The organism is Herminiimonas contaminans, from assembly GCF_015645465.1.
Classification (GTDB): domain Bacteria; phylum Pseudomonadota; class Gammaproteobacteria; order Burkholderiales; family Burkholderiaceae_D; genus Oxalicibacterium; species Oxalicibacterium contaminans.
Map to the genome: position 1 here is coordinate 20,838 of NZ_JADOEL010000014.1, position 21,834 is coordinate 42,671.

Below are 21,834 nucleotides of genomic sequence, written 5' to 3' on the forward strand. Positions count from 1 at the left end.
GCCGGGCCGCTGCATTAATTAAATTTTCTGAAGGAGCAACATCATGGCAACAGCACCATTCCGCGCAGCAGTCGTCCAAACCCTGGCCGCACTCGGCGATCTCGATATCAACATCGGCCTCTTGCGTCGTTACACCGAGGAAGCAGTCCGTCAGGGCGCACGCCTGGTGGTCTTCCCTGAATGCATGAATACCGGCTACCTGTTCGACTCTGCCGAGCACTGCGCCGAGCTGGCAGAAACAGTCGATGGCCGCTTCGTGCAGGCGATGGCTGACCTGTGCCGCGAACACAACATCTTCATCGCCAGCGGCTTTACCGAAATGAATGAAGAGAAAAACAAAATCTTTAACACCGGTTTGCTGCTGGACCCGAAAGGCGACATCATCGTCCACTACCACAAGCAATTCCTCGCCACACATGACCAGAACTGGTTCGAGCTCGGTGAAAACGGCTGCCCGGTGGTCGATACGGAACTGGGACGCATAGGCTTGCTGATCTGCTTCGATGGCCGCATTCCCGAGATCACACGCAACCTCGCACTGCAAGGTGCCGAAGTTATCGTCGACATGGCCAACTTCTTTGCGATGGACCAGGCCGATATGTGGGTACCGGCACGCGCTTATGAAAACGGCGTCTGGTTTGTTGCCGCCACCAAGGCGGGTGTGGAGCGCAGCATCTACTATCCCGGCGGCAGCATGATAGTCGCGCCCGGCGGTGAAGTCGTCGCCAAAATCCCGTACGACACGCACGGTGTGGTAACAGCCGAAATCGATACCAGCAAAGCGCAAAACAAATCCTGGCACCATGAAGGTGATCGCATGCTGGATCGTCGCCCTGACCTGTACGGCATCATAGGCAAGCCGGTCAGCGATACCCCACTGGCAGCAATACTCGCACAGCCCCTCGTTCCAGAACAAAGTGTGGCCAAGGCAGCAGCGGTGCAAATCCATGCGACCAGTGCCGCCGACAGCTTGCACGACGCCTACGAAATGATAGATCACACCGCCAAGCTCGGCGTCAAAGTCATCGTCTTGCCGCAGTTCTTCGCCTCCTCCAGCTGGCTGCCCAGCCTGGCCGAAGCGCATCTTGCAGCGAGCCAGAGCGAAGCGACTATCCAGCGCGTCGCGACCATCGCCAAACGCTACGCTTGCGTCATCGTGCTGCCCCTGCTGGAAAAACGTCAGGACAAGATCGCGTCAACAGCTGTCGTCATCGGACCGGATGGCGAACTGATCGGTCGCTACCAGCAATGCCATGTCGAGCCTGAAATGAAATCGTGGTGTGTCGCTGGCAGCACCTTGTCGGTCTTTGATACACCGTTTGGCCGACTCGGCGTCATCCTCGGTTACGACGGCATGTTCCCGGAAGCAACGCGGGTACTGGCGCTGCAAGGCGCAGACATGATCGCGTGGTGCAGCGCATGGCGTCGCCCGCAAGACCGCGCGCTGCTGACCGTACCCAAGGCGGAAGACAATCGCATCTTCCTGATTGCCGCCAACCGCAGCGACGCTCCGTATCCTGGTGGCTCCTTCATCGTGCCGCCGAATGGCTTCCCGCTATGGAACCTGGATGTCGTTGCCCCTGCGACGAATCGTCACGGCGCAGTGATGCCTGGCTTTATGAACCTGGCACTGAGTCGTCAGAAATTCATGATCCCGAAAGTGAATATGCTGCGCAATCGCATCATCGCCAGCTACACGCCTATCACTGCCACCGCAGCTGCGCATGAACTGGCCGCCTGAAGCAAGGCACTAATAAAAACGCCCGGCATCTTTAAAGGATGCCGGGCGTTTTTTAATGTACTACTTTATTTCACTGAATACCGCGGAATACCGCACATTGCCTGAAGGCGTCTTCAGAGAACGGTATCTGCTTGCTCTTGCAATACTTCGAGGTCAGCTTCAACAGTTCCTTGATGTCGCGGCCGCTGCACTTCGCGTAGATATTGCTCAACGAGTCGACCAGTTCATCCGACAAGTCAGCGTGGAACTGTGTCGCCAGCGATTTCCACAAACGCATCGCGTCTTCCTTCGGCGGCACTTCATACTTGATGGTGGCTATGCAGCGCGACAGGATTGCATCGTCCACATCGCCAACACGGTTGGTCGTCATGAACAACAAGCCTTTGAAGTATTCCAGCGTACGCAGGAACTCAGCAACAATGGCATTGTGCTGCAAGTCGTTATCGCGGCAACGGATGTAAACGTCAGCTTCATCCAACAGCAGGATCGCATCCCAGCGCGCTGCGCGACGCAGGATTTCCGACAGGTTTTGCTCTACCGAGGCCGCGGTAATACCGAGCTGGCCGGAATGCACACGGTACAAAGGTTTGCCCACTACTTCCGAATACACTTCAGCAGTCAGGGTTTTACCCAGGCCAGGTGCGCCCTTGCACAGGATGGTGGTACCGCCCGATTTGCCTTCGACGATGTCTTCCATCAAGACATTCATATCGGCAGTCAGGATATCGATCAGCTCACGATGCTGGGTCGGCAGGATCAGTTTCTCGCGCAGTTCCGGCTTGTATTCGTAGGACGTCAGGTTTTGTACGTGCACCCAGATGTTCTGGTGCAGTTCCAGATGGAACAGGTGTACATAGCAATGCAGCGGGATCTTTTCGAAGCCTTGCTCGAAACCGTTCTGACGCCAGAATTCGGCGTCGGTCATCATTTCAAAGCGACGATCCAGGATCTCTTCATCATTCACGCACTTCGCGGTGGTACCTGCCTTGAACGGCAGCATGCCGATGCGGAATTTTTCATCCATCGTGAAGGCGGCATTGCGCGCGATGAATTGCTTGCCGAACTGGCGCTGGTATTTCAGGAAACGCTTGGCCTGTACTTCGTATTCTTGCTTGAATTCCGGGCATTCCTTGAAATAGCCGAGCTCGGTCAGCAGTTCAGGAATCGTGCGATTGGCGATGTCGTGCGAGTTGATAACAATCGCATTCGTCATACCGGCACGGCGCATGCGCAAGTCGGACGACTCTTCGCGTCCGGCTGCCTGCATGGTATTGGCGATCAGGTCGATCACCACATACGGTGCGCCCTGGTCCGGCACCACATGGCGCAGGCGATGGATCAACCACGGCAACAGCACGCCGTCCTTGTTGCGTTTGTACAGCCAGCCATCGATTACATCGCGCGAGAAGTACGCGGCGAGGCCTGGTACCAGTTTGTCGAGGTCGGGAATCTTGCGTGCCTGCGGCGCGCCCAGGATGTTATCCAGTGCCAGCATCTGGAACATCAACGCACGGTCGTCCTGCGCTTTGCACAGGCTATACAGCGTGTTCATCGCTTTCGCGTCGAACAGCTTGCTGTTGACTATCATGCGGCCATGGCAGACGCCATGTTCGGAAAGACGCTTGGCCAATGGAGACTCGGACTCGATCATCTCCAACAGCACATTTACCATCGATTCCGGTATTTCAAAATCCATCACAACTCCCTGCTAATTTCGTGCTCGGCACAGGTAAATGCCCCTAACTTGCGGGCGTAATCAAGGCAGAAAACCAAAAAACAGATGTTCAGTGTGCAATGCAACATTACAAAATAAAACGGCTTCCATATCTGGAAGCCTGCTGTATGTGTGATGCTGGTTGCGGAAACAATGTTCAGCAGCCCACCTCTGTCATGTCTTCCCGTCTTCAGTGCGCTGCTGTATGTCTCTGGGAACAGATCCTTCCCGCATTGCCTCGCTCATCATAAAGCATTAAGTTGGGCATGTGAAGCCGGGGGCTGGCCAGGAGCGGACGACCGATAGGCGATATCCAGCCAAACACCGTGCATATCCGGCCACGACCCGAATGTGCGCTGTCAGACCGCCGTTTGCGGATGATGCTAATAACCCCAGGAAAAGAAAGTCTTTATACTAGCGGCGCAATCAAGCACCCACTATAGCAAACCCGCATAATTTATAAGAACCATCTATCCGGAGTCTCAGTGTCCAAAGGTATTACGTTTTCCGTCACCAGCTCCGTCCTGTTTGCGGTCCTCTATTTTTATTCGACCTTACTGACGCCGCTGAACGGCGAGGAAATTTTTGGCTGGCGCACGCTGCTGACCTTCCCGTTCCTGACGCTCTTCATCTGGTCGCGGCGGCAACAGGGCCTGGTGCTGAACCTGCTGCACCGGATGCGACAAAACCCGTCACTGGTGATCGGCGTACTGGCTACCTCGGCTTTCCTCGGTGTGCAATTGTGGTTGTTCATGTGGGCCCCGCTGCATGGCCGGGCGCTGAATGTCTCACTCGGCTACTTCCTGCTGCCGCTGACGATGCTGATGACGGGCCGCATTATCTACAAGGAACGCTTGTCGCGCCTGCAAAACCTGGCCGCCATGTGTGCTGCGGTCGGTGTCACCAACGAGCTGATCAACGTCGGTAGCCTGTCATGGGAAACCATGGTGGTCGCGCTCGGCTATCCGGTCTACTTTGTACTGCGTCGCCGACTGGGCTCCAACAATATCGGCGGACTGTGGTTTGACATGATCTTCCTGCTGCCTGCAGGTGCGTGGTTTGTCTACACCGGCGATGTCGGCATCGCGTCGCTGGCCGACTATCCGCGCCTGTATGCGCTGATCCCTATACTCGGCGTAATCAGTGCGTTTGCCCTGCTGTTTTACATGATCGCCAGCCAGACCCTGAGCCTCAGCCTGTTTGGTTTGCTTGGTTATGTCGAGCCGGTATTACTGGTAGTAGTCGCACTGCTGCTGGGTGAAACCATAGAAGGTGCACAATGGCTGACTTATATCCCGATCTGGATCGCGGTCTTGTTGCTGATTGTCGAAGGCGTGAAGAATGTTTACACGCGTCATAACCTGAAGATTTAAAAAAGGCCGGAAACATCCCGGCCTCTCCCCTCCTTAAAACTGTTCCCATTCATCGCCGACTACCGCCAGCTCGGCGCGCTTCTCCTGTCTGGACGGCGTGACCTCCTTGGCTGCGATCTGTACCGGTGCTGCCTTCGGCGGCAGTACTGATATGCCAGCCTTGGCGCTTGGCTGCACTGCGGTCGCTGGCAAGACATGTAGCGCCTCGCTGTGATGCAGCTTGAATACCCCGACCACCTGCGCCAGGCTACCTGCCTGATGCTGCAAGGAAGCCGCAGCGGCCGCAGCCTGTTCGACCAGCGCCGCATTTTGCTGGGTCACGGAATCCATCTGGATCACGGCCTGATTGATTTGTTCGATGCCGGTGGTTTGCTCCTGGCTGGCCGCAGTGATTTCACCCATGATGTCAGTCACGCGGCGCACACTGGCCACCACTTCCTGCATGGTGCTGCCAGCGTCATCCACCAGGCGTGAACCGGCATTCACCTTTTGTACCGAATCACCAATCAGGTTTTTAATCTCTTTCGCCGCTGCTGCCGAACGCTGTGCCAGGTTGCGCACTTCGCCTGCCACTACCGCGAAGCCGCGTCCCTGTTCACCGGCACGTGCTGCCTCTACCGCAGCATTCAGCGCCAGGATATTGGTCTGGAATGCGATGCCGTCGATAACGCCTATGATGTCGGCTATCTTCTTCGCCGAGTCATTAATGGATCCCATGGTATCAACCACTTGCGACACCACATCCCCGCCTTTGCTCGCGACTGACGATGCTGTCAACGCCAGTTGATTCGCCTGCCGCGCATTGTCCGCATTCTGGCGCACAGTACCGGTCAGTTCTTCCATCGAAGAAGCGGTCTCCTCCAGTGAACTGGCCTGCTCTTCAGTGCGTGACGACAAATCCATATTGCCGCTGGCGATCTGCGTCGAGGCGATCGCTATCGCTTCGGTGCTGTGTCGCACTTCACCGACTATGCGGATCAGGCTGCTGTTCATATTCTTCAGTGCCTGCAGCAACTGGCCGGTTTCATCCTGGTATTTCGCGTCGATGACGCTGGTCAGATCACCGGCAGCCACGGTTTGCGCAATCTTCACAGCTTCATGCAGCGGTTTGGTAATCGAATGTGTGATCCAGTAAGCGAGTGCGATACCGCCAATTGCAGCCAGCACACCCAGCACCATCATCATCTGGATCGCTGCTTCTATATGTCCAGTCGCGGTGGCACCACGCTCTTCCACCATTTTCTTTTGCGCTGCGGTCAGGCGCGCCACTATGCCTTGAACGACATCCAGCGCAGGCAGGGTTTCGGCCAACATCATTTGCCGCGCTTCTTCTTTACGGTTGTCAGCAACCAGTTTGCCGACCCTGCCAAAGGACGCGACATACTTGCCGCGCGCCTGCTTGAACTCCTGCATGATCGCCTTGCCCTGCTCGGTGTACACCAGCTTATCCAGCACCACCACCGCGTCATCTATCGCCTTCTTGTTCTTCGCGATCTCTGCGTACAGCGCAGCTACTTTGGTCGGATCAGTCTCTACCAGCAATTCCATATTGCGTCGGGCATTCGCGCGTGTGGTGCTGTCTATGGTCGCCGCGGCTTCGGCCTTGACCCAGTCGCTCTCGACCAGTTGATGGTTGATTTCACCTATGCTGTTAAAACGCAGCAAGGCCAATACGATCAGCGTGGCCATCAGGATGAATATCGTTCCAAAGCCCAGCGCCAGGCGGGCACCAATTTTTACATTCAAGATATTCATTTTTATTTTCCCTGTACTAGAACTCATTTCAATAGCCAAAATCCATTACCATCTGCGTTTGTTACTCACGAATTGCTGGCGATTGCCTGCGGTGCTGCATGCTAAAGTTGCTCTATTGCACTATTTCCGTGCATGAGCGACCCGTCCGGCACTGAATTGCCCCACGCACGACCATTTATGAATTCCGACCGCTACTCCGTTCCGCCACCCGCTGCCCCGGCCGTACTCAGTGTCTCTGCCCTGAACCAGGCTGTATCGCGCATGCTGGAGCGCAATTTCCCGCTGTCCTGGGTCTCCGGCGAAATCTCCAACTTCACTTGCGCCGCCTCCGGCCACTGGTACTTCACGCTCAAGGACAGTGCTGCCCAGGTGCGTGCAGTGATGTTCCGTGGTCGAGCTCAATATGCAGATTTCATGCCACGCGAAGGTGACAAAGTGGAAGTACGCGCGCTGGTCACGCTGTACGCACCGCGCGGTGATTACCAATTAAGTGTGGAGGCGATACGCCGTGCAGGCGTCGGCAATTTGTATGAAGCCTTCCTGCAGTTAAAAGAGAAACTGAACGCAGAAGGTTTATTCGATCCGGCACGCAAACGTCCGATTCCGGAATTCGCACGTACCATAGGCATAGTCACCAGCCCGCAGGCAGCCGCCTTGCGCGACATCCTCACTACCTTGCAACGGCGTGCACCGCACGTACGCGTCATCCTCTACCCGACACCGGTACAAGGCGAAGGCTCGGCCAACAAGATTGCGCAAGCGATAGCCACTGCTTCCGCGCGTGCCGAATGCGACGTACTGCTGGTGTGTCGTGGCGGTGGCAGCATAGAAGACCTGTGGTCGTTCAACCATGAAATAGTGGCACGCACCATCGTCGGTTGCGACATTCCCGTCATCGTCGGCGTTGGTCATGAAACCGATTTCACCATCGCCGACTTCGCCGCCGACCTGCGTGCACCGACACCGACCGCAGCCGCGGAACTGGCGGCAACGCCGCGCGCCGACTGGCTGGCACGACTGGAAGCGCAAGCAGATGACATGCGTTATGTGTTGAAGCGACAGCTGTCCGACACAGCACAAACACTGGACTGGTTGTCGCGCCGCCTGATCAGTCCGGCCGCGTATATCGCGCATGAAAGAATGAAGCTGCAAAACCTGCAGGCACGCCTCGGTCACGCGACCCGCATCCCACTCAGCAAAGCGCAATTCGCATTGGCGCAACTACGCAACCGCTGGTTGTCTCAATTGCCGGATACACAGGCGCAACGTCTGCACGTCATCAACCATGCGCGTCGCATGAGCAACCAGATCAGCAACAACATCGCGACGCAAAAGCAAAGCCTCGCTGCGCTATCAGCACAACTGGAAATGCTGAACCCGCAACGCACGCTGGAACGTGGTTACGCAATAATTACCGACGACAAGGGCAAGATAGTGCGTGCGCCGAAAGAACTGCAGCCACGTCAAAGTGTGACGGTAAGGTTGGCGGATGGCACAGCGCAAGTGGGTATCGCCAGCGTGCAGGAAACCCTGGAATAGAAAATATCTGCAAGTCTGCGCAAGCTGCGTTAACACCAAAAAACCAGATGCGCAAATGCGCTGCACATTCATCACGAACCAGCACGAAACACAAAAATCACCTCAAATAATAACGAGAATCATTCTCAATTTATGCGCGTAAGATGATGCACTGTAAATCGTACAAATCCTTATATTCATTGGCTTTGCGCGACATCACAGAAATTTTTCCCACTGAATTTTTCAGCGTTTTTTACGTGTGATTTTTCGCGTTGCCGGAAATTGATCTGCGTCGTGTGCAAGCAAGCCGTAACCGCTTTACAATGAGTGCCTTTCAAAAAGAACATCTTCATTTTCAACCCCATAAAGAAGGACGACCATGGAACATACCCTGCCGGCACTGCCCTATGCGTTGGATGCACTTGCTCCACACATCTCGAAAGAGACGCTCGAATTCCATTACGGTAAACATCATCAAACATACGTAACGAATTTGAACAACCTGATCAAAGGTACCGAATTCGAAAACGCAACCCTCGAAGAAATCATCAAAAAATCTTCCGGTGGCGTATTCAACAATGCAGCACAAGTATGGAACCACACCTTCTACTGGAACGGCCTGAAGCCAAACGGCGGCGGCGCTCCAACTGGTGCAGTTGCTGATGCGATCAACGCAAAATGGGGTTCCTTCGACAAGTTCAAAGAAGAATTCACCAAATCCTGCGTCACCAACTTCGGTTCCGGCTGGACATGGCTGGTGAAAAAGGCTGACGGCTCGCTCGACCTGGCTAACACCTCGAACGCTGGCTGCCCACTGACCGGCGCTGACAAACCATTGCTGACCTGCGACGTTTGGGAACACGCTTACTACATCGACTACCGCAATGCGCGTCCTAAGTATGTTGAATCGTTCTGGGCATTGGTTAACTGGGATTTTGTTGCTAAAAACCTGGCTTAATTATGTTTAAGCATGAGCCTTTGAGCTGATGCTTTGGCCTGATACAAAAAACGCCTCGAGAAATCGGGGCGTTTTTGTTTTGAAAGTCAGATACAGCAACCCAAAGAGGCTGTGGCAGTTATCCACTGTGACGATGCCGTTTGTGCTGGGCAGAAAATGGAAAAAGAAGTGGACGTTGTTTGAACGGAGCGTTAGCGCAGTGAGTTTCGTCCACTTCCCATTTTTTGTCCTGCACAAACGGGAACCCCGCAGGGGCAGCGGCGCCGTGGTCGCCTTTCTTTGCTTACTTTCTTTGGCGAAGCAAAGAAAGTGAGTGGCCGCCGGGCCACCCCGGCAACGCACTTCTCCACGAAGAGAGAACAATATTAAGTAAGGCAACACAGCCGCTAAACCGGTGTCATGCAATCCGCCCAAACCCCGAACTCATAACAAAATCCCTCCCTTATGCGTTTTTAGCATGAAGACATGCAAAAACTATAGTTTGAACGAATAAGCAAATTTGTTATATTCATTTCCGTTCGGTAAGTTACTCGATTGCACAGATGGAATCAGGCTATATCCGTCCCGTATGCCGACTCGTCGGCAATCCTGCTACCACCCCTTTTTATCAAAATATGGAGAATGTTCATGTTTAAGAAAGTTGTTTTACTGGCAGCGGCTTCCGCCACTTTGCTGTCCGGCGCTGCCCAGGCTCAGGAAAAACCTTTGCTGAACGCGTCGTATGACGTTGCTCGCGAAGTATTCGCTGCGATCAATCCTAAATTCCTGGCTAAATGGAAAGCTGAAAGCGGCCAGGATCTGAAGATCGACCAATCGTTTGCCGGTACCTCGCGTCAGGCTCAGGACATCATCCAGGGTAAAAAGGTAGATACCGTTACTTTTAACCAGGTCACCGACATCGACATCCTGGCGCAACGCGGCCTGGTGCGTAAGGACTGGCAAAAAGCCTTCCCTAACAATAGCTCGCCTTACTACAGCACCATCGCTTTCCTGGTCCGCAAAGGCAATCCTAAAAACATCAAAACCTGGGACGACCTGGTACGTGATGACGTGAAAGTTGTTTTCCCTAACCCAAAAACATCCGGTAACGCACGCTACACCTACCTCGGCGCATGGTTGTACGCAAACGAGAAGTTCAAGGGTGACGATGCCAAAACCAAGCAATTCGTCGGCAAACTGTTGCACAACGTCGTTAACTTCCCTACCGGTGGCCGTGGCGCAACCGTAGCGTTTGCTCAAAACAACCAGGGCGATGCATTGCTGACCTTTGAATCGGAAGTGATCAACATCGCGAAGAGCGATGAGTTCAAAGCTGGCGGCTATGAAATCGTGGTTCCACCAGTCTCGGTACTGGCTGAATTCCCGGTTGCAGTTGTTGACAAGGTCGTGGATGAAAAAGGTACCCGTAAAGTCGCAACCGCTTACCTGAACTATCAGTACTCGCGTGAAATCCAGCTCTTGCTGACCACCTTCAACTACCGCGTGCATCACCCAGACGTCGCTAAAGTTGTGGCTGACCGTTACTCGAAAGTCCGCCTGATCGACCCGACCAAAGTACTGGGTTCGTGGGATGACATCCAGGCCAAGCACTTCGCTGGTGGCGCTGTACTCGACCAATTGCTGTCGCAACGTCGTTGATAAGGGGCTGGCGGCGTGAATTTAGCACTGCGCCAGCATCACCTTTGTCATACAGGATGATGGTGGTTTACAATGCCGCCATCCACACGACCATCCGTTACTGGATGGTCGTTTGTTTTTACAATTACCGTTTTGCAGTGACGCCGCACTGCCCTGACCCGCACATATCGTGAATCTGTCTCTTCGCTTCTTCCGTAGTACGCCCATCCTGCCGGGCTTTTCGATGAGCTTCGGCTTTTCGACGCTGTATATCAGCCTGGTGATTCTGTTGCCGATTTCGGCGCTGTTGCTGTACGTCAGCGGCATGAGCTGGGACCAATACTGGTTTGCGATTACCGACGCACGCGTGCTGCAAAGCTACAAGGTCACGATACAGGGCGCGTTTTATTCCACCATCGTCGTTACCTTCATCGGTTTCCTGCTGGCGTGGATCGTTACCCGTTACGATTTCCCTGGCCGTCGCCTGATCGATTCACTGGTCGACCTGCCGTTTGCACTGCCGACTTCGGTCGCAGGTATTACGCTGTCTGCCCTGTTCATCCCATCCGGCTGGCTCGGCCAATGGTTTGAAATATTCGGCATCAAGATTTCCTATGCCTTCCCCGGCATCGTGGTCGCGATGATTTTCACCAGCCTGCCCTTCATCGTGCGCTCGGTACAACCAGTGCTGGAAGATATGGAAAAGGAACTGGAAGAAGCCGCGCTGATGCTGGGTGCCAATAAATGGCAAATTTTCTGGCGCGTGATTTTGCCGACGCTGATCCCGGCACTGATTACCGGTTCGTCGCAAGCCTTCATCCGCAGCCTCGGTGAATTCGGTGCGGTCATTATGATCGCCGGTAATATCCCGTTCGAAACAGAAGTGACGTCGCTGATGCTGTTCGTGCGTCTGCAGGAGTACAACTATCCTGCCGCTGCCGCCATCGCTTCGGTCGTGCTGCTGGCCTCCCTCATCCTCTTGTTCCTGCTGCAAGTTGTGCAGGGACGATTCTTCAAGAAAGCGTAAGGGGATAATCATGGCTAAAGCAATCAAACAACCCCGCGAACTGCATCAATGGCTGTTGATCGGCCTCGGTATCGTAATGACGATACTGTTGCTGGTGCTGCCGCTGATACTGATTTTCACGCAAGCCTTCAGTGGCGGCCTCGAACTCTTGTGGGCCAATCTGAATGAAGACTACATGAAGCACGCACTCGGCCTGACCATACTGGCTGCGGTGCTGACGGTCCCTATCAACCTGGTGTTCGGCATCCTGCTCGCATGGTGCGTCACGCATTACGACTTCTTCGGTCGTCGCCTGCTGGTGACGCTGGTCGAGATCCCGTACGCAACCTCGCCGGTCGTAGCAGGCTTCTGCTATCTGGTGGTGTACGGTCTGGAAGGCACCATCGGTAAATGGCTGTATGCGAAAGACGTGCAATTGATGTTCGCATGGCCGGGCATCATCATGGTCACGGTCTTTGTCACTGCACCGTATATCGCACGCATCCTGATGCCGCTGATGCAGAAGCAAGGTACCGAAGAAGAAATCGCAGCACTGTCGCTGGGTGCAACCGGCTGGCAGATTTTCTGGCGCGTTACTTTGCCGAATATTAAATGGGCCTTGCTGTACGGTGCAGTCATTACCAATGCACGTGCGGTCGGTGAGTTCGGTGCAGTCGCTGTGGTGTCCGGTACCATCATGAACCAAACGCTGACCCTGCCTTTGCTGGTCGAGCAACTCAACAACGATTACAAAACCGCTGCCGCCTTCACCGCTGCTGCATTGCTCGCATGTATGGCATTGCTGACACTGGTGTTGAAGACTGCAATGGAATGGCGTCAGGAACGACGCGAAGCGGAGCCGGACGAAGTACACATGGGTTAACTCCCACGAGTTAATCCGCACAATACATCCCGCAGCGGTGTGGTGAAAAACAGAAGCAATAAAGCAACTCACTTCATCATTCCCCACCCCGCTGCAAAATCAACTATCATTACGCCGCTGCAGCTCATCTGCTCGCAGCACTCATTCCCGTGATACGGGATGCCAAGCAAGCATCATTCGCCGGCACAATAATTTGTGCCACTTGTTTTCACCCATAGTCGGCAACATGGCAACAATGCCATTTGCACAATCAAGTCAGAGCCTTCCTACAAAACTTTAGGATGATCTCTGATCGCCATCTCCGGACGGCTCCTTTATTCTCGCAACTCAGGTCGTGCCACACGATTTAAACGGCACGGGCAGTGCGACATGCCATCACAACAATCAGCAGCTTTCGAAATTTGATCGCTGTGATCTATAAGGATATCGACCATGTACAAAAACTACGATAACGCCCACCACACGGCTAAACCTATCCACGCTGGCAAGCATATCTCCGACAAGGAACATAAGCAGATCAGTGAAGAGCAGGACAACGATACCGGCTCGATCGAGCAAGACAAGTCCGAAGGCTCCACCACCATCGTCGTACCATTCAACACCACGCAAACTGGTTCCTTCCAGTAAGCGCCTATCCTGCCCGGTCAGATTCGCGCAAGCGCGGCTGATCGTTCTGCATCCTACAAGCAATTTCCTGCTTAATTAGTCACTACCCAGCTACACGTCTTGCCCGCGAACTATCGTAGGCAAGCGCGTAGTCACGTCTGCGCTGTACATTAAGCGAATTACGCCTGCGAATACCTTTGCGCACAGCCACAACTATCGCCATAATCAATTCAGGTAGTTGCACTAGTGATGCGCTGACTGCAAGGAGTGTTTCCATGCCGGATCAAATACATACACGCTGTTGTATCGCCGGTGGCGGTCCGGCTGGCATGATGCTGGGGCTGCTGCTGGCGCGCGCTGGTGTCGATGTCATCGTGCTCGAAAAGCATGGCGACTTCCTGCGTGATTTCCGTGGCGACACCGTGCATCCGTCCACACTGCAAATCATGCATGAGCTAGGCTTGCTCACATCCTTCCTGCAAAGACCACATGATGAAGCGCGCGAGCTGAGCATCAATATAGGTGGTCGCATATTAAAGGTCGCTGATTTTTCGCGATTGAGTACGCAGTGCAAATTCATCGCACTGATGCCGCAGTGGGACTTCCTCGATTTCCTGCGCGATGAAGCGGTGCGCTATGCCAACTTCCGTTTGATCCAGAACGCTCGCGTAGATAGTTTGCTGGAAGACAGCGAACGCGTCACCGGTGTACAAGTCACGACCAACGACGGTCCTTTGCAGGTCCATGCCGATCTGGTCATAGGTGCCGATGGCCGCCACTCAACCGTGCGTGAAGCAGCACAACTGCAAGTACGCAACCTGGGCGCACCTATCGATGTCCTGTGGTTACGCCTGCCAACAGCGGAAGGTGACCCGACCAGTACCGGCGCACGCCTCGATGCCGGACAGTTCTTTGTGATGCTGCACAGGGGGACTTACTGGCAATGCGCATATGTCATAGCGAAAGGCGGCATAGAAGAAATCCACGCGCGTGGCTTGCCTGCCTTCCAGGCGGAACTCAGTCGCATTGCGCCTATGTTTGCTGATCGTGTCGCCAGCCTGCAAAGCTGGGACGATATTAAATTACTGAGTGTGTCGGTAGACCGGCTGGAGCAATGGTGGAAACCGGGCTTGCTATGCATAGGTGATGCCGCACATGCAATGTCACCGGTCGGCGGTATAGGTATTAATCTAGCGATACAGGATGCAGTGGCAACAGCCAATATACTCGCGCTGTCACTGGCCAATCCGGAGGTCGCACCGCTGGCACTCACACCTTTCCTCGACAAGGTACAAACCCGTCGCCTCTTCCCTACCCGTGTCACGCAGGCAGCGCAGGTTGCGATCCAGAATCGCATCCTGGTGCCGGTCGTGAGTCGTGCGCAGGATAAACCGCTGAGTGTGCCGTGGCCTATGCGTCTGCTGAACCTGATACCGCTGTTACGCGGAATACCGGCCTATGCGGTCGGCATAGGCGTACGACCGGAGCATGTCTACTCTCCTGCCAACGCGAAGCAGCAAGACATCCGCGCACCTGATTAACGAATCAGGCTTTCACGTGCAGCCGAGCTGATGGCGACTACCGCCGGATGCGTCAATTGGCGTTCTACTGAAATCGCATAAAACTGTTCCGACACTGCATTCGTACGGCCTATCTCGGTCACACCATATTGCTTTTTAATCTGGTCGGCGACAGCGGAAGGCGCGGCGAAGATACCCTTGCCTGCCTCACCGAATGCCTGCAATAACGCACCGTCGTCAAACTCGCCGACGATGCGCGGCCGGACTTTTTCCTTTTCAAACCAGCGTATCAGGCGCGGACGCACGGCAGCATCTTCACCCGGCATCAGGAAGGGAGCGCCATCCAGGCTCTTGGGGAAATCCTTCTGGTATTTCTTCGCCAGCTCATCGGTGGCAAAGAAAGTCATCCCGCATTCACCCAGCAAATGGTTGTAGCCGCGCACATCAATATTGGCAGGCATCGGGCTATCGGCAATCACGATATCCAGCCTGTGCACGGCCAGGTCGGCCAGCAGATTGGTCAGCTTGCCTTCGCGGCATACGATGCGCAGTGATTCGGGCAACTCCATCGCCGGTTCCAGCAGCAGATAGGCAATCGCCTTAGGCACCGCATCCGCGACCCCGACCCGGAACTGCAAGGGCCAGCCGCCCGGACGGAAACGCAGCACTTCCTGCAACTCCTCACCCAGCGTGAAGATTTCATCCGCATAGCCGAGCACCACGCGACCGGCGTCGTTCAACTCCAGCCGTCGCCCGACCCTGTTGAATAATTTATAACCAAGCACATCCTCGAACTGGCTGATCTGGCCGCTGATGGTTTGCGGCGTCAAATGCAGGCGTTCACTGGCGCGGCCTATGCCACCGGACTTGGCGACCACCCAAAAATAGTGCAAATGCTTGTAATTTATTCCACTCATGCAAGATCTCTCTTCTGTTTTTTCGAATGAAAAATTGATTATATTCGAATTTTCAAACAGTTAAAGAGCGCCTAGAGTGCAGCTTATCGCCCGTAATGGGCGACTTTAACGACGAGGATATCAAGATGAAATGTCCGGCCTGCAATGAAATGCACTTGATCACTTCTGATCGCCACGGAATTGAAATTGATTACTGCCCAAACTGCCGCGGTGTGTGGCTGGATAGGGGCGAACTCGACAAACTGATCGATCGTTCCGCCAATGCCCTGCCACCGGAAGCACCGCCGCTGCCGCGTTATCGCGGTGAGCGCAGCAGTCCTGTGCGCGCCATGCAACATGGCTACAACAAGGAAGGCTACGGGCAAAAACAGAAAAAAGACCTGATCGGCGAATTATTCGATTTTTGAATACTGTATATGGATAGTCGGCAAGCCGGCTATCCGCCATGCTGCGTCGCACCACCATCTCACGCCTTCCTCGCACTTCTCCATTTAAGTTCGCTCAAACATAGCCATTCGTCGCCGTTCATGCCTGCATGAGCTTGCGTCACTGTCCCCATTTGCACTGAAAAATTTGCCAAGCAAGCCGCTAAAGAATGCTTTAAAGTAGCGAACGCCTGCCTTTGCACACGATAGCGCCAGCGCGCGCCGTCATGCTTCCCCACGCAAATGCATCCCTCCCGCAGGCACCAGACAGCAATCGAAAGAAAGAACCTAATGGAAACAGCAAAAGCCGCACTAAAGCGTCTGCGCGACGGTAACCGCCGTTTTGTCGCAGATGTCCGTAACCCCGACAATGCCTCCTCCCATGCCCGCCGCAGCGAAATCGCCGCTGGCCAGGAACCGTTCGCCATTATTCTTGGCTGCTCCGACTCGCGCGTACCGGCAGAACTGGTGTTCGATCAGGGTCTGGGTGATTTGTTCGTGATCCGCGTCGCCGGTAATATCGTGGCACCGTCACAGGTTGGCAGCGTGGAATTTGCTGCTGATCGTTACCGCACCAAGCTGGTAGTCGTGCTCGGCCACTCGCAATGTGGTGCCATCCTGGCGACACTGGACGAATTGAAGCGTCCTAGCGAAAACCAGTCACGCAACCTGAAGTCCATTGTTGACCGCATCCGTCCTTCGATCGAAACCCTGATGGAAACGGATCTGAAGCACGACCATGATGCGCTGGTACATCAATCGGTACGCGCCAACATCCGCGCTTCCGTCAATCACCTGCGCCACGGTTCGGAAATACTGGAAAGCCTGAGCCAGAACGAAGGTTTGCTGGTGGTCGGTGCCGAGTACTCGCTGGAAACCGGTGAAGTCGAATTCTTCGACGGCCTCCCGGCTGACTTCAGCTTCGACTAATATCGCCATACGTCATGCACAGCATGCCTGTGCATGACGTTCCATCCTGAGTGTCAGTATTCGAGGCTAAGCGTAATCGAGCCGTAGCTTTGCGCCTTGTCCTGACCGCGGAATTCCTTGCTGCGCAAATACTGCGCATAAGTGATCTTGCCCCCTACCCATTGCCAGGCCACACCGGCCGCGACGTCACCAACGAAATAGCGTTTCGAAATACTGTGGCTGTCGGAGAAGGTATTCCCATCGAGGAAGATATTGCGGGCGACTGCACGACCATCTACCGACGCGAAGAAATGTACACCGCCATCTGCCATCCGGCGTGAGGCATTGGCTGGCAGCGGCGCATTGCTGTCACTGGCCGGACGGATAGGCGCAGTACCAAAATCGTTGGGCAGGAAACTACCTATACGCACTTCCAGCCCGCCATTCAGATAAGTATTTACATTACCCAGCGCAAAACCGTAATGGCTGATCGCATCCATCTTCGGCCAGCCTGAACGCGACCAGTTGAAGAACTTGGTTTTTCGTTCCTTCACGAACTGTATGCCCAGTTCATTATTGAGCTGGTTGTCCCAACCGTTGAAGCGATCGATGCCGCGTATGCGGTGGATGAAGTTTTGTGACTGGCGTGCCAGCGAAGCCGGGCCGACCATACCGATATCGATCTCGGTCACTTCCATGTCCGTATCGTTACGTGCGTTGTAGGCCAGGCCGAGGTAGAGCCAGCCTGCATACGGCCGGTCATTGGTAATCAGGTCACTCCGTGTCTTATCGGTCGGCGTGTACATCTCCTGGCCCAGACTGATCACCATATTGCGTGAATCAAATACACCCGGTTGCACCCATTCTGAAACCCGATTCAGTTGGCGCACCCATTTCGGCAAGCAAGGATCGTTGATGTAATCCTCGAGGTTGGCCGAGATCCAGGAAAACTTGGCGCCGCTGGTGTAGTTATTATCCGTACCGGCAAACAAATCGTTTTCGTAATAGAAGTTGTACACATCAGGGTAATTTTTCAACGCCCTGACGCCGGGCTTGGAGCTACAGACTTCTTCGTCAGCCCACACCGCGCCGGAAGAGAAAGCGAAAAGTGCAGCAACTAACAAATGGGGAAAACGCGGACGGGAATGACAGTCTGTATGCATTAATTAATAGCGGAGGTAGTGTTTAACGCGTGCCAACGGGAACGCAGATTGAATCATGCTGTCCATCATCACCTGCCTGACAGGATAACAAAGACTACTTGCCGTGCCTGCATGCGTCAAGCTGTCAGGCTGGCGTAAGCAACACTGGACTTTGCGATGGCAGGCGCTACACTTCCTCATCGCATGTCATTTTCAGGAAACCAACATGAAAAAATTACACACTCTGCGTACCATCCTCACATTGCTGGCACTGACCGTGGCCGCGAGCGGTTGTGCCAAATGGTACAAAACCGAGAGCAAACCCAATTTATCCGGTCGCATCAGCGGCTCTGTCATTTATCGTGAACGCATTGCGCTGCCACCTGATGCCAAGATAGTCGTCAGCCTGGAAGACGTCAGCCGTGCCGACGCCAGCGCCATCTTCGTCGCACAGCAAACCTTGCGTCCTAGCGGCCAGGTTCCTATTCAGTTTGATTTGCGCTACATCCCGTCGGCTATCGACTTGCGTCATCGCTACAACGTACGTGCAGTGATTCTGGATAACCGGGATGAACTGATGTGGACATCGACTGAAGCTTATCCGGTCAATTTCAACGAAGCGGAAAAACCGATCAGCATCATGGTGCAACGTGTCGGCAATCCGGTCGCTGCAAATGCACCGAAGAGCAATATCGCTGCATTCAAGTGTGATGACCTGGAATTCATCGCCAAATTCCCGAACAACGACAAGGTAGAAATCATGTTGGCGGGCCGCACCATCACCCTGCCACATGTGATCTCGGGTTCCGGTGCTCGCTACTCGGACGGCTCCACTACCTTCTGGAACAAAGGTAACGAAGCGTTGTTTGAAATGAATGGCGTCAGCTACAAAGGCTGCAAAACAGATCCACTGCCACCACCTCCTGCCACGGCTCCTTCACCGCAAGCCAAAGGCAAATAAGTCAACTCCATCAAACGCGCTGCCAGACCAGTAAGCGATTATTGGCTGGCATCGCGTGATCTGCGTGCAACTGCAAACCCTGCTCCTTTGCTAAAGCGTTGACCGCTTCACTATCGCGTATGCCCATATGCACAGCCTGCGCCCTGAGTGATGCATCGAATTGCGCATTCCCGGCGCTGGTAAATTTTCCATCGTAATTGAATGGTCCATACACACAGAACTTGCCGCCCGGGTTCAGGCGCTGTGCAATCCCCTTGAACATATTCTGTACCTGATGCCAGGCCATGATGTGACACGTGTTAGCAGTGAACGCCGCATCATAAGTCTGCACCGGCCAATCCGGCTGCTCCATATCCAGCACCAGCGGTGACAACACATTCGGTAAATCCGCTTCCTGCATCCATGCGGCTATGCTCGAATGGTTCTGCGGCAAGTCACTGGTTTGCCAAATCAGATGCGGCATGTGCGCAGCAAAGAAAACCGCATGCTGGCCCGTACCGCTACCGACCTCCAACACGGTCTTGCTGCTCGCGAGCTCGCTGCTTAATACTGCCAGTATCGGTTCACGATTACGTTCACTGGCACTGGAAAATTGTTTGCTCATGGCGTTCTTCTTACGATTAATCAGTTGATAGCCGGGCTATATGGTCAGCCAGGGAAATAGTCCATAGCGCATCGCGCTGCAGGCACAAGCTGCGCTTCTGGGCAGCGCTCAGACGCTTCATTGCATATTCAGCCTTGGAAGCCGTCGAACGATCCGGATACTCCAGCACCGCCAGCAAACGTCGCGGCGGATTAGAACGCGTGTAGCGTGCACCCTTGCCGCTCGCATGCGCCTTGTAACGCGCGTGTACATCGACGGCAATACCGGTATAGATGCTGCCGTTCCTGCATTCGAGGAGATAAAGAAACCATGTCATGCGCGCTAGTATAAAGAGCTTTCACCGGCACAGCGATTCGTATCACACGCTGTATGGTTATACTGGCAGCACTATGCGAGCACCTGCCTTCTTCCGTTCCGTCTTCATCAGCGTATTGCTGCTAAGCGCCCACTTGCTTCCGGCACATGCCCAGGATGCCAGGCTGCAGCTGCGCGTCGGCAGCCAGCAGCAAACCCTGGCTCTCACCGATTTACTGAAGCACCCGGCAATACGCACCATCAAAATCCCGGCCGATGTAAGCTATAAACGTGCGATGGAATATCGCGCCTTGCCTTTACTGGCGATACTGCGCGACATCAGCAAGATCGATACCCTGCAGTTCAAAGCCAGCGATGGCTTCGTCGCGAATATTCCAGTCTCGTCGTTTCTGGGTGAGTCCGAAGCATGGCTGGCAATAGAAGTACCGCAAGCACCGTGGCCGGCATTAAAGGCAGGCGGCCCCAGCGCCGGACCTTTTTACCTGGTCTGGCTGGCACCGGAGAAAAGTCAGATCACGCAAGAACAATGGCCGTACCAGATCGCCAGCATCAGCGATGTCACGCCACTGCACAGCCGCTACCCGCAAATCAAACCACACACCGCAGCTGACAGCGCCGCCTATCGCGGCATGCAAATCTATGCGACGCAATGCGCCAGCTGTCATCAGGTTAATGGTGGCGGCGATGCAGCAGTCGGCCCGGACCTGAACCGTCCGGCCAATCCGACTGAATACTTTAACGAAGCCTACCTGAGAAAATATCTGCGCGATCCGGCAGCGGTGCGCAGCTGGCCAGGCATGACGATGCCGGGCTTCGCCGACAGCGTCATGAGTGAATCACAGATGGATGATTTACTGGCCTACCTGCGCCAGATGGCACTGCAGAAGTGATTAGTTATCAGGCGTTGCATCGGTAAAGAAACGCGGCTGCATCTCTTCCAGTCCCAGCGTCTGCAATACTTCGTGCAAACGTTCGGTTGGACGTCGACGTGGCAAGCCCTTATAGCTGGCGATGATCAATTCATTCTTCATCGAATGCTCCCAGCCCACCAGCTCTGTCACATTGACCTGATAGCCATGTGCTTCCAGCTGCAAACAACGCAGCACATTGGTAACCTGGCTACCGAATTCGCGTGTGTGCAAAGGATGACGCCAGATTTCAGTCAGTGCGCTTTTCGCCAGCGTCTTGCCCTTGTTCTTCTTCAGGACTGAGGCGACCTCTGCCTGGCAGCACGGTACCAGCACGATGAACTTGGCCTGCTTCTTCAAGGCAAAATGAATCGCATCGTCCGTTGCGGTATTGCAGGCATGCAGTGCGGTGACCACATCTATCTTCTCCGGCAACAAATCCGAGGTGATCGATTCCGCCACTGACAGATTGAGGAAGGACATGCCAGGGAATTCCAGCTTTTTGGCCAGTGCTTCTGACTTCTGCACCAGCTCGTCGCGTGTTTCTATGCCGTAAATGCGTGAATTGTCCTTGCGTTCCTTAAAGAACAAATCATAAAGGATGAAGCCGAGGTAGGATTTACCGGCACCATGATCAGCCAGCGTAATATCTGGATGATCATTCTGGATTTCCTGCAGCAGCGGCTCAATAAACTGATACAAGTGATAAACCTGCTTCAGCTTGCGGCGGCTATCCTGATTCAGCTTGCCGTCACGTGTCAGGATGTGTAACTCTTTCAGTAGCTCTATCGACTGGCCGGGACGTATTTCGTGGGTGTTGCTCATCTGGCGGATTTCCGTGAATCGTGGGGTGCGCCCACTATAGGGATTTTGCCTCTGTGCGGCAAGCATAGACCGGATACATGCAGGTGATCCATGCCTTTTCCGCTGTCAAAACGACCATACGCCGGGCAAATACTGAT

At 54.4% G+C, this 21,834-nt stretch carries 20 protein-coding genes; 13 read left to right on the plus strand and 7 right to left on the minus strand.

All coding sequences use genetic code 11. The annotated features are described in order from the left end of the window. Window positions 1-43 precede the first annotated feature (43 nt). Window positions 44-1,741, plus strand: a complete 1,698-nt coding sequence (locus IXC47_RS15070) for a carbon-nitrogen hydrolase family protein (RefSeq protein ID WP_195876165.1) — start codon at window positions 44-46, stop codon at window positions 1,739-1,741. 70 nt (window positions 1,742-1,811) lie between these two features. Here the strand turns inward: IXC47_RS15070 and IXC47_RS15075 are convergent, their stop codons facing one another. Continuing rightward, complete coding sequence (locus IXC47_RS15075; RefSeq protein ID WP_175626296.1) at window positions 1,812-3,437, minus strand: AAA family ATPase; 1,626 nt, start codon at window positions 3,435-3,437, stop codon at window positions 1,812-1,814. A 503-nt stretch (window positions 3,438-3,940) separates the two neighbouring features. Here IXC47_RS15075 and rarD point away from each other — a divergent pair. Further along, the gene (rarD, locus tag IXC47_RS15080) at window positions 3,941-4,828 is read left to right on the plus strand and encodes an EamA family transporter RarD (RefSeq protein WP_195876166.1); all 888 of its coding nucleotides are present in this window, start codon (window positions 3,941-3,943) and stop codon (window positions 4,826-4,828) included. 33 nt (window positions 4,829-4,861) lie between these two features. Here rarD and IXC47_RS15085 read toward each other — a convergent pair whose 3' ends face one another. Continuing rightward, complete coding sequence (locus IXC47_RS15085) at window positions 4,862-6,583, minus strand: methyl-accepting chemotaxis protein (protein WP_195876167.1); 1,722 nt, start codon at window positions 6,581-6,583, stop codon at window positions 4,862-4,864. Between the two features lie 177 nt (window positions 6,584-6,760). Here IXC47_RS15085 and xseA point away from each other — a divergent pair, with 177 nt between their 5' ends. The 7 genes from xseA to IXC47_RS15120 all read left to right on the plus strand — a co-directional run bounded on the left by xseA (window position 6,761) and on the right by IXC47_RS15120 (window position 14,712). After that, on the plus strand, window positions 6,761-8,122 hold the full coding sequence (gene xseA / locus IXC47_RS15090) for an exodeoxyribonuclease VII large subunit (protein WP_195876168.1): 1,362 nt from the start codon (window positions 6,761-6,763) through the stop codon (window positions 8,120-8,122). A gap of 358 nt (window positions 8,123-8,480) precedes the next feature. Next, window positions 8,481-9,059 carry a superoxide dismutase [Fe] gene (gene sodB, locus IXC47_RS15095; protein ID WP_124574935.1) on the plus strand — a complete coding sequence of 193 codons (579 nt, stop codon included), beginning with the start codon at window positions 8,481-8,483 and terminating at the stop codon, window positions 9,057-9,059. Window positions 9,060-9,686: 627 nt separating this feature from the next. Then, window positions 9,687-10,697 (plus strand): thiosulfate ABC transporter substrate-binding protein CysP, encoded by a 1,011-nt coding sequence (cysP, locus tag IXC47_RS15100; RefSeq protein ID WP_175626291.1) that lies wholly within the window; start codon window positions 9,687-9,689, stop codon window positions 10,695-10,697. Window positions 10,698-10,866: 169 nt separating this feature from the next. Continuing rightward, window positions 10,867-11,703, plus strand: a complete 837-nt coding sequence (cysT, locus tag IXC47_RS15105; protein WP_175626290.1) for a sulfate ABC transporter permease subunit CysT — start codon at window positions 10,867-10,869, stop codon at window positions 11,701-11,703. A 10-nt stretch (window positions 11,704-11,713) separates the two neighbouring features. Further along, window positions 11,714-12,565: a sulfate ABC transporter permease subunit CysW gene (gene cysW / locus IXC47_RS15110; RefSeq protein ID WP_217703463.1), complete on the plus strand. Its 852-nt coding sequence runs from the start codon at window positions 11,714-11,716 to the stop codon at window positions 12,563-12,565. A 432-nt stretch (window positions 12,566-12,997) separates the two neighbouring features. After that, window positions 12,998-13,192, plus strand: a complete 195-nt coding sequence (locus IXC47_RS15115; protein ID WP_124574932.1) for a hypothetical protein — start codon at window positions 12,998-13,000, stop codon at window positions 13,190-13,192. Window positions 13,193-13,446: 254 nt separating this feature from the next. Then, window positions 13,447-14,712 (plus strand): FAD-dependent oxidoreductase, encoded by a 1,266-nt coding sequence (locus IXC47_RS15120; protein WP_195876169.1) that lies wholly within the window; start codon window positions 13,447-13,449, stop codon window positions 14,710-14,712. Here IXC47_RS15120 and nhaR read toward each other — a convergent pair. Next, window positions 14,709-15,608 carry a transcriptional activator NhaR gene (gene nhaR / locus IXC47_RS15125; protein WP_175626288.1) on the minus strand — a complete coding sequence of 300 codons (900 nt, stop codon included), beginning with the start codon at window positions 15,606-15,608 and terminating at the stop codon, window positions 14,709-14,711. The genes IXC47_RS15120 and nhaR overlap by 4 nt on opposite strands. A 125-nt stretch (window positions 15,609-15,733) precedes the next feature. On the opposite strand from nhaR, the gene IXC47_RS15130 reads away from it, so the two are divergent. Together IXC47_RS15130 and IXC47_RS15135 are read left to right on the plus strand one after the other, a co-directional pair. Next, entirely contained in the window at window positions 15,734-16,015 is a 282-nt protein-coding gene (locus tag IXC47_RS15130; protein ID WP_124574929.1) for a TFIIB-type zinc ribbon-containing protein, read from the plus strand. 309 nt (window positions 16,016-16,324) lie between these two features. After that, a complete protein-coding gene (locus IXC47_RS15135) occupies window positions 16,325-16,963 on the plus strand; it encodes a carbonic anhydrase (RefSeq protein WP_175626287.1) in 639 nt (212 codons plus the stop codon). A 53-nt stretch (window positions 16,964-17,016) separates the two neighbouring features. Here the strand turns inward: IXC47_RS15135 and IXC47_RS15140 are convergent, their stop codons facing one another. Further along, entirely contained in the window at window positions 17,017-18,105 is a 1,089-nt protein-coding gene (locus tag IXC47_RS15140) for a lipid A deacylase LpxR family protein (RefSeq protein WP_175626286.1), read from the minus strand. Window positions 18,106-18,310: 205 nt separating this feature from the next. Here IXC47_RS15140 and IXC47_RS15145 point away from each other — a divergent pair, with 205 nt between their 5' ends. Continuing rightward, entirely contained in the window at window positions 18,311-19,045 is a 735-nt protein-coding gene (locus IXC47_RS15145; protein ID WP_195876170.1) for a YbaY family lipoprotein, read from the plus strand. 10 nt (window positions 19,046-19,055) lie between these two features. Here the strand turns inward: IXC47_RS15145 and IXC47_RS15150 are convergent, their stop codons facing one another. Together IXC47_RS15150 and IXC47_RS15155 are read right to left on the minus strand one after the other, a co-directional pair. Continuing rightward, window positions 19,056-19,649, minus strand: coding sequence for a DUF938 domain-containing protein (locus IXC47_RS15150; protein WP_195876171.1), 594 nt, complete (start codon window positions 19,647-19,649; stop codon window positions 19,056-19,058). Window positions 19,650-19,665: 16 nt separating this feature from the next. After that, window positions 19,666-19,965 (minus strand): GIY-YIG nuclease family protein, encoded by a 300-nt coding sequence (locus IXC47_RS15155; protein ID WP_195876172.1) that lies wholly within the window; start codon window positions 19,963-19,965, stop codon window positions 19,666-19,668. Between the two features lie 73 nt (window positions 19,966-20,038). On the opposite strand from IXC47_RS15155, the gene IXC47_RS15160 reads away from it, so the two are divergent. Beyond that, window positions 20,039-20,854 carry a c-type cytochrome gene (locus IXC47_RS15160; RefSeq protein ID WP_195876173.1) on the plus strand — a complete coding sequence of 272 codons (816 nt, stop codon included), beginning with the start codon at window positions 20,039-20,041 and terminating at the stop codon, window positions 20,852-20,854. Here the strand turns inward: IXC47_RS15160 and IXC47_RS15165 are convergent, their stop codons facing one another. After that, window positions 20,855-21,697 (minus strand): class I SAM-dependent methyltransferase, encoded by an 843-nt coding sequence (locus IXC47_RS15165; protein WP_195876174.1) that lies wholly within the window; start codon window positions 21,695-21,697, stop codon window positions 20,855-20,857. It abuts the gene before it with no gap. Window positions 21,698-21,834: the final 137 nt, after the last annotated feature.

Coding starts and splice junctions, on each gene's coding strand:
- cysW (WP_217703463.1), top strand. CDS start 11,714: ATGGCTAAAGCAATCAAACAACCCCGCGAACTGCATCAATGGCTGTTG.
- IXC47_RS15150 (WP_195876171.1), bottom strand. CDS start 19,649: ATGAGCAAACAATTTTCCAGTGCCAGTGAACGTAATCGTGAACCGATA.
- IXC47_RS15075 (WP_175626296.1), bottom strand. CDS start 3,437: ATGGATTTTGAAATACCGGAATCGATGGTAAATGTGCTGTTGGAGATG.
- IXC47_RS15165 (WP_195876174.1), bottom strand. CDS start 21,697: ATGAGCAACACCCACGAAATACGTCCCGGCCAGTCGATAGAGCTACTG.
- IXC47_RS15145 (WP_195876170.1), top strand. CDS start 18,311: ATGAAAAAATTACACACTCTGCGTACCATCCTCACATTGCTGGCACTG.
- IXC47_RS15070 (WP_195876165.1), top strand. CDS start 44: ATGGCAACAGCACCATTCCGCGCAGCAGTCGTCCAAACCCTGGCCGCA.
- IXC47_RS15155 (WP_195876172.1), bottom strand. CDS start 19,965: ATGACATGGTTTCTTTATCTCCTCGAATGCAGGAACGGCAGCATCTAT.
- IXC47_RS15085 (WP_195876167.1), bottom strand. CDS start 6,583: ATGAATATCTTGAATGTAAAAATTGGTGCCCGCCTGGCGCTGGGCTTT.
- sodB (WP_124574935.1), top strand. CDS start 8,481: ATGGAACATACCCTGCCGGCACTGCCCTATGCGTTGGATGCACTTGCT.
- IXC47_RS15140 (WP_175626286.1), bottom strand. CDS start 18,105: ATGCATACAGACTGTCATTCCCGTCCGCGTTTTCCCCATTTGTTAGTT.
- IXC47_RS15135 (WP_175626287.1), top strand. CDS start 16,325: ATGGAAACAGCAAAAGCCGCACTAAAGCGTCTGCGCGACGGTAACCGC.
- cysP (WP_175626291.1), top strand. CDS start 9,687: ATGTTTAAGAAAGTTGTTTTACTGGCAGCGGCTTCCGCCACTTTGCTG.
- IXC47_RS15130 (WP_124574929.1), top strand. CDS start 15,734: ATGAAATGTCCGGCCTGCAATGAAATGCACTTGATCACTTCTGATCGC.
- IXC47_RS15115 (WP_124574932.1), top strand. CDS start 12,998: ATGTACAAAAACTACGATAACGCCCACCACACGGCTAAACCTATCCAC.
- xseA (WP_195876168.1), top strand. CDS start 6,761: ATGAATTCCGACCGCTACTCCGTTCCGCCACCCGCTGCCCCGGCCGTA.
- IXC47_RS15160 (WP_195876173.1), top strand. CDS start 20,039: ATGCGAGCACCTGCCTTCTTCCGTTCCGTCTTCATCAGCGTATTGCTG.
- IXC47_RS15120 (WP_195876169.1), top strand. CDS start 13,447: ATGCCGGATCAAATACATACACGCTGTTGTATCGCCGGTGGCGGTCCG.
- nhaR (WP_175626288.1), bottom strand. CDS start 15,608: ATGAGTGGAATAAATTACAAGCATTTGCACTATTTTTGGGTGGTCGCC.